Origin of the sequence: Brachybacterium halotolerans, assembly GCF_016623465.1 — a bacterium.
Classification (GTDB): Bacteria; Actinomycetota; Actinomycetes; order Actinomycetales; family Dermabacteraceae; genus Brachybacterium; species Brachybacterium halotolerans.
This window is the reverse complement of record NZ_JAEDAJ010000019.1, coordinates 1-5,717: the sequence shown is the minus strand read 5'-3', so window position 1 is coordinate 5,717 and position 5,717 is coordinate 1. Positions and strand designations below refer to the sequence as shown.

Here is a 5,717-nt window from a genome sequence, read left to right as displayed (position 1 = left end):
CGCGGACCGACAGGCGCACGCGGCGCTGCCGCGGCGCGGACGACGCCGGGCCCGGGGGCGATCCCCGGGGCCCGTCGTCGTCCTGCTGTCCCTGCCCGCGGCTCCGATGATCCGTCGCGCACAGCGGGACCGCCGGAGGTGCGGCGAGCCATCCCGCGTGCTCTATGATGTGATCGGACATGATCATTGGATGTCTGATCCGGTCATGCTCGATCATCGATGAGCCGTCCGGCGGGTGCTTCCCGGGCCGGGCGACGGACTGCAGGAGGACCCGTGGAGATCATCATCGCGAAGGACGCCGAGCAGGCGGCCGCGGTCGTCGCCGACCGCTTCGAGGAGGTCCTGCGCGAGCGCGGCGAGGACGGCGCCGTGCTCGGTCTGGCGACCGGATCGAGCCCGGTCCTCACGTATCGCGAGCTGATCGCGCGCCACCGCGAGCAGGGACTGAGCTTCGCCCACGCGCGCGCCTTCCTGCTCGACGAGTACATCGGCCTCAGCGCCGACCACGAGCAGAGCTACCACCGCTTCATCCGCGACACCTTCACCGGCCACGTGGACATGCCCGATGAGCTCGTGCTCTCGCCCGACGGCGAGGCGTCCGACCCGCGCGCCGAGGCCGTGCGCTACGACGCCTCCATCGGCGAGGCCGGCGGGGTGGACATCCAGATCCTCGGCATCGGCGCCAACGGCCACATCGGCTTCAACGAGCCCAGCAGCTCCTTCGGCTCCCGCACCCGCGTGAAGACCCTGACCGAGCAGACCGTGCGCGACAACGCCCGCTTCTTCTCGAGCTCCGACGAGGTCCCGATCCACGTCCTCACCCAGGGCCTGGCGACCATCCGCGAGGCGCGCCGGATCGTGCTCATCGCGACCGGCGCGGGGAAGGCGCAGGCCGTGCGCGACATGGCCGAGGGCCCCGTGAGCGCTGCCTGCCCGGCCAGCATCCTGCAGATGCATCCCGCGGTCACCGTCGTCGTCGACGAAGCCGCGGCGCGTGATCTCACGCACGCCGACTACTACCGCTTCATCCAGTCCCAGAAGGACCGCCTGGCGAGCTGAGCCCCGTGTGCGCTCGGCACTTGCGCGCCGAGCGCCCGCCGCAGATCGCGGCACGCGACCGCCCCGCCCTCCCGCGCGCCGTCCACGACGTCCGCCAGGGAACCGGTCCTCCCGCCCGCGCGGATAGCATCTGGACATGCACACGACGCCCCCCGGCACGACCGCGCCCGCCCCCACCGGCGCCTCCTCAGGCATCGACCGCTTCTTCGGGATCAGCGCCCGGGGGTCGAGCGTCGGCCGCGAGGTGCGCGGCGGCATCGTCACCTTCTTCGCGATGTGCTACATCGTGGTGCTGAACCCGCTGATCATCGGAACCGTCCCCGATTCCACGGGGCACTACCTGGGCGGCGGCACCGAGCCCAACCTGCCCGCGGTGGCCGCCGGCACGGCGCTCGTGGCCGGACTGCTCACGATCCTCATGGGCGCCTGGGCGAAGTTCCCGCTGGCCCTCGCCGCGGGCCTCGGCCTGAACGCCGTGATCGCCTACTCGGTCGCGCCGCTGCCGGGCATGACCTGGGCCGGCGCGATGGGCCTCGTGCTCATCGAGGGCGTCGTCGTGCTGATCCTGGTGCTCACCGGCTTCCGCCGGGCCGTCTTCAACGCGGTGCCTCCGTTCATGAAGACCGCGATCGGCGTGGGCCTGGGCCTGTTCATCGCCTTCGTGGGCCTGTTCAACGCCCGCTTCATCACCCCCGCCGACGGCACCCCGGTCCAGCTGGGGGCGGACGGCTCCCTGGCCGGCTGGCCGATCCTCGTGTTCATCGTGGGCCTGGTCCTCATGTTCGCGCTGTACGTGCGCAGGGTCCCCGGCGCCATCCTCATCGCGATCGTCGCCGCGACCGTGCTCGCGATCGTCATCGAGAAGGTCGTCGGCGTGGGCGCGTACTCCGACGGGTCCGACGGCGGCGCCGCGAACCCGCACGGCTGGAGCCTGAACGTGCCGAGCCTCGGCGGCTCGCCCGTGCAGATGCCCGACTTCTCGACCCTGTTCACCGTGGACCCCATCGGCGGCATCACCGCGGCCGGCGCCGTGGGCGCGACCACGATCGTGTTCTCGCTGCTGCTGGCCGACTTCTTCGACACCATGGGCACCATGGTCGCGGTCGCCGCCGAGGGCGACATGCTCGACGAGGACGGCGACATCCCCCATTCCCAGCGGATCCTGGTGGTCGACTCCCTCGCGGCGATCGCCGGCGGCGTCGGCGGCGTCTCCTCCGCCACGAGCTACGCCGAGTCGGCGTCGGGCGTCGCCGAGGGCGCCCGCACGGGCCTGGCCGCGATCGTCGCGGGCCTCGCGTTCCTGCTCAGCACGCTGCTCTCGCCGCTCGTCGCGATGGTGCCCTACGAGGCGGCCACCCCGGCGCTGGTGATGGTCGGCTTCCTCATGATGACCCAGGTGACCTCGATCGACTTCACCGACGTCGAGAAGGCGATCCCCGCCTTTCTCACCATCATGCTCATGCCCTTCACCTACTCGATCACGGTGGGCATGGGCGCGGGCTTCCTCATGTACGTCGTGATCCGGATCGTGCGCGGCAAGGCCCGCGAAGTCCACTGGCTGATGTACGTGGTGGCCGTCCTGTTCGTGCTCTACTTCCTGCGCGGCCCCCTCGAGAGCCTGCTGACGTGAGCGACCGGGCCCGGGAGGCGCACGTCGACGACATCGTCGCGGATCTCCACCGCGTGCTGCTGGTGTCCTCGCGGCGTCTGCGCTCGCGCGCGGCCTCGGAGGAGGTCTCCGTGGCCCAGTTCTCCGTGCTCGCCTGCCTGCACAGGGAGGGCGAGGCCACGCCCGGGCGCGTCGCCGACTTCGAGCGCGTGAGCCCGCCCGTGATGACGCGGATCATCGCCCGGCTCGAGGAGGCGGGATGGGTCGCCCGGCGTCCCCACCCGAGCGACCGGCGGCAGGTCCTGCTCGCCCTCACCGAGGAGGGCGCGACGATCGTCGAGGAGGGCCGACGGGCCCGCAGCGCCTGGCTGCGCGAAAGGGTCGACGGCCTCGACGACGCCCAGCTCGGACAGCTGGAGACGGCCGCCCGCATGCTGCGCGACGTCCTCCTGGACGCCCCGCGCGAGGGTGCCCGGGAGTGATCGCGCCCGACCTGCGCGAAGGGCCCGGGCCGACGCCATGACGGCGATCGGCCCGGGCCCTTCGCGCGGGCGGTCCGGTCCTTCGTGGTGACCGGCCTGCTGCTCAGCCCTCCCGCAGCGCGTCCAGGACATGGTCGAGGACGGCGATCAGGGAGCGCACATCGGACTCCGGCACGGCGGGGAACGTCGCGATCCGCAGCTGGTTGCGGCCGAGCTTCCGGTAGGGCTCGATGTCCACGATCCCGCGCGAGCGGAGCAGGGAGGCGATGCCCGCGGCATCGACGTCGTCGGCAAGGTCCAGCGTCGTGACGACCTGGGAGCGCAGCGCCGGGTCGGCGACGAAGGGGGAGACCTCCTCGCGCTTCGCGGCCCAGTCCTGCAGGAGACCGCTCGTGGCGCGGGTGCGCGCGTCGGCCCAGGCCAGTCCACCCTGGCCGAGGATCCATTCGATCTGCTCCGCGAGCAGCACGAGGGTGGAGATCGCAGGGGTGTTCAGCGTCTGGTCCTTGCGGGAGTTGCTGATCGCGGCCGTGAGCGAGAGGAACTCGGGGATCCAGCGGTCGCCGGCATCGAGCTGCTCGGCGCGCTCGATCGCAGCGGGGGAGAGGGCCGCGATCCAGAGCCCTCCGTCGGAGGCGAAGGACTTCTGCGGTGCGAAGTAGTACGCGTCCGTCTGGGCGAGGTCCACGGCCACGCCGCCCGCGGCGCTCGTCGCGTCGACGAGGACGAGCTGATCCTCGCCGGCGCCCTCCGGCCGGCGTACCGGGAGCATGACCCCGGTCGACGTCTCGTTCTGCGGCCACGCGTAGGCATCCACCGTCTCGTCCGCCCGGGGAGCGATGCCGCTGCCGGGCTCGGCGCGCAGCACCGAGGGATCCGACAGGTGGGGCGCGCCGGCGGTCTCCGCTGCGAACTTCGAGGAGAACTCGCCGAGGACCAGGTGCTGTGCGCGCTCCCGGATCAGACCGAACGCGGCCGCATCCCAGAACGCGGTCGAGCCGCCGTTGCCCAGCACGATCTCGTACCCCTCGGGCAGGGCGAAGAGCTCCGCGAGGCCCTCACGGACCCGGCGCACGAGGTCCTTGACGGGCGCCTGTCGGTGGGAAGTCCCCATGACGCTCGATCCGAGCGCCGAGAGAGCGGCCATCTGCTCGGGACGGATGCGCGAGGGACCGGAGCCGAACCGCCCGTCCGTTGGGAGCAGCTCATCGGGGATGGTGATGCGGTCGAGCGCGGGCACTGGGCCTCCTGCGAGGTGTGGGTGGTGGACAGGGCGCGGCAGCCGCGGCGCCGGAGAGCACCGCGTCGGCGCCGACCCTGCCATTGTCCGACGGGGCCCGCCCTCCGTGCGAGACGGCTCCGCTGTGTGGACGGTCCCGCGACACCCCTTCGGCGACGAACCGGGGCGCGAGTTCTGGCAGTATCGAGGCATGAACCGCGCGGAGCTCGACAAGAACCCCTACGACGTCGCCGGGATGTTCGACGGCATCGCGCGCAGGTACGACCTCATGAACGACCTCGCCGCCCTGGGACAGGTGCGCTCGTGGCGCCGGGCCATGGTGGACTCTCTCGACATCACGGCGGGCCAGCACGTCCTGGACCTCGCCGCCGGCACGGGCACCTCGACCGCCGCGCTCGTGGACGCCGGCGCCGACGCCGTGGCCGCCGACTTCTCGCTGGGCATGATGGAGGAGGGCCGACGGCGCCAGCCGCACATCCCCTTCGTCGCCGCGGATGCGCAGGCGCTGCCGTTCGCCGACGACTCCTTCGACGCCGCTGTCATCTCCTTCGGACTGCGCAACGTGCAGCAGCCTCGGACCGCCATCGCGGAGATGGCGCGCGTGGTCCGGCCCGGCGGGCGGGTCGTCATCTGCGAGTTCTCGACGCCCACGTCCACCGTGTTCCGCACCGTCTACAGCAGGTACCTGCTGCGCGCGATCCCCGCGGTCGCCCATCGCGTGACGCAGAGCCCCGAGGCCTACGACTACCTCTCCGAGTCGATCCTCGACTGGCCGGACCAGGAGGAGCTGCGCACCTGGATGCTCGACGAGGGCCTGAAGCAGGTCCAGTTCCGCAACCTCACCGGCGGCATCGTCGCCCTGCATCGCGGCGTGGTGCCGGCAGCCTGAACCTCGTCCCTCGGTCCTCCTCGTTCCTCAGGGCGCCGACGCCCGGCCCCGGGCCGCCCTCACGAGTCCATGGCGGAGCGCCCACAGGCACGACCGGAGGGCTCCGAACACACGAGCGGCGAGCCTCCGGCGCCGACCGGCGGTGCCCGCCCGGGCACACGTGGTGCAGAACACGCTCTGACCAGGGGCTGTGGAGTTGACGTGGGGGCTCGGGGTGCGTAAGTTATTACCTCGTGCCCGGCGGACAGGTTCGGGGGATTGGAAACAGTGTTTCTGGTTTCTCGGATGGGTTCGGGTGCTCCGGTTAATTCAATAGTCAGTTTCGGTGGTAGCCCAGATCACAGGGTGCCGAGTTGACATGGAGAACCGATTGCTCCTAAGCTTTAGGGGTTGCCTCGGAGAGAAGGCCCGGATGGGTGCGGATCTTTGAGTGCGCGT

General features: G+C 71.4%; 5 protein-coding genes. 4 read left to right on the top strand and 1 reads right to left on the bottom strand.

Annotated features, from left to right (window positions below; all coding sequences use genetic code 11):
- Positions 1-273: 273 nt before the first annotated feature.
- The 3 genes from nagB (at position 274) to I8D64_RS16700 (ending at position 3,150) form a co-directional block, all read left to right on the top strand.
- The gene (nagB, locus tag I8D64_RS16710) at positions 274-1,059 is read left to right on the top strand and encodes a glucosamine-6-phosphate deaminase (protein ID WP_200503916.1); all 786 of its coding nucleotides are present in this window, start codon (positions 274-276) and stop codon (positions 1,057-1,059) included.
- 136 nt (positions 1,060-1,195) lie between these two features.
- Entirely contained in the window at positions 1,196-2,689 is a 1,494-nt protein-coding gene (locus tag I8D64_RS16705) for an NCS2 family permease (RefSeq protein WP_200503915.1), read from the top strand.
- Positions 2,686-3,150: a MarR family transcriptional regulator gene (locus I8D64_RS16700; RefSeq protein WP_200503914.1), complete on the top strand. Its 465-nt coding sequence runs from the start codon at positions 2,686-2,688 to the stop codon at positions 3,148-3,150. The genes I8D64_RS16705 and I8D64_RS16700 overlap by 4 nt, the downstream gene beginning before the upstream one ends.
- A gap of 103 nt (positions 3,151-3,253) precedes the next feature.
- Here the strand turns inward: I8D64_RS16700 and serC are convergent, their stop codons facing one another.
- Positions 3,254-4,390 (bottom strand): phosphoserine transaminase, encoded by a 1,137-nt coding sequence (serC, locus tag I8D64_RS16695; RefSeq protein ID WP_343068618.1) that lies wholly within the window; start codon positions 4,388-4,390, stop codon positions 3,254-3,256.
- A gap of 190 nt (positions 4,391-4,580) precedes the next feature.
- On the opposite strand from serC, the gene I8D64_RS16690 reads away from it, so the two are divergent.
- Entirely contained in the window at positions 4,581-5,279 is a 699-nt protein-coding gene (locus I8D64_RS16690; RefSeq protein ID WP_200503912.1) for a demethylmenaquinone methyltransferase, read from the top strand.
- Positions 5,280-5,717 lie beyond the last annotated feature (438 nt).